The sequence below is a fragment of the Halomonas faecis genome (assembly GCF_010993975.1).
GTDB lineage: Bacteria > Pseudomonadota > Gammaproteobacteria > Pseudomonadales > Halomonadaceae > Halomonas > Halomonas faecis.
In genome coordinates, this window is record NZ_JAACZO010000040.1 from 1 (window position 1) to 1,017 (window position 1,017).

At 51.9% G+C, this 1,017-nt stretch carries 1 protein-coding gene and 1 pseudogene; both read left to right on the forward strand.

Features of this window, described 5'->3' with window-relative positions; translation table 11 throughout:
* Positions 1-156 precede the first annotated feature (156 nt).
* Positions 157-756: a hypothetical protein gene (locus GFD32_RS13200; RefSeq protein ID WP_163577082.1), complete on the forward strand. Its 600-nt coding sequence runs from the start codon at positions 157-159 to the stop codon at positions 754-756.
* A 149-nt stretch (positions 757-905) separates the two neighbouring features.
* A pseudogene (locus GFD32_RS20175) lies at positions 906-1,017 on the forward strand (transposase); the annotation flags it as partial.

Here is a 1,017-nt window from a genome sequence, read left to right on the forward strand (position 1 = left end):
TAGAGATCATCATCGGCATCAGTGGCGTGATTCATGAATGATGGGCCGGACGCCGCTATGCCGGAAGATTTGAACCAATAGGAAGGGTGTAGGATGGCCGGAAAAGGGTTTTTCTACAGCCTCGTTAGCTTAGAAAAGTGAGGAGTACGAGTTTTAATGTGGTGGGAAAAAACAGTTGAGTACCTATTTGTTGTTACCTATATGGACAGGGAGGCTCTGATGGCTCCCTTAGATGGAAACCACGAGGCGGCTGCCGATTTGATGGCTCGACGCAATGATAAGTGGGTGCTGATCGAGTTTAAGCGGAATGCACAGGCCATTGATGATGAAATTCAGAAATTTGCTGAACCCTCTGTAGATTCGTTCGAAAAAGCCAAAGCTGCGCTCGCGGATAGAGATGGCCACCACCTGCTCGTTTTTGGTGAAAGAGGTGACGATCAGCCGATTGAATTGAAAGCACTTTCTTATTTTCGGCACCAAACAGTTGATCCCGAAGAGGCCCTTGACTGCGGTGTGGCTCAAAAGCAGTTCAATAGTTATTTGCATGAGTTTTTGTACTTCAAGTTCGGAGAGGCGGAAGAAGGATCGGGCGGACGGAGTCTAAATTATTCGACGGTTGTAGCGGTCAGTAATGGTGCAATAACTCATTGCGAAGGGCTAGCGAACTATTGTGAGCGGATGAATCTTGGTCCGGATTTGAGCCCAGACCCAGGTCCAACTCCTAGTCCTGGTTTTGGTATGGGTGGGCCAAGCTGATGCTTGCTTAAGCTAACAAGCGGCTGCACGGCGACCGCTTTTCCGCCGCTTCGCGGCTCCAAACCGGCGCGTGAGCCGGGCGTTGAGGCTGTAGCAAAACCCCATCCGCGCCCGGTAGGATGAGGAAAAGGCAGCGGAGAGCCGCCGGTATGCCCAGGTTCAAGCCCTATGACTACGATCAGCACGCTCTGGTCGCCATCAACTTCCTGGAACAGCTGCAGCCCGGCACGTTCGAGCACGCGGTGCATTACCTGATCGAAC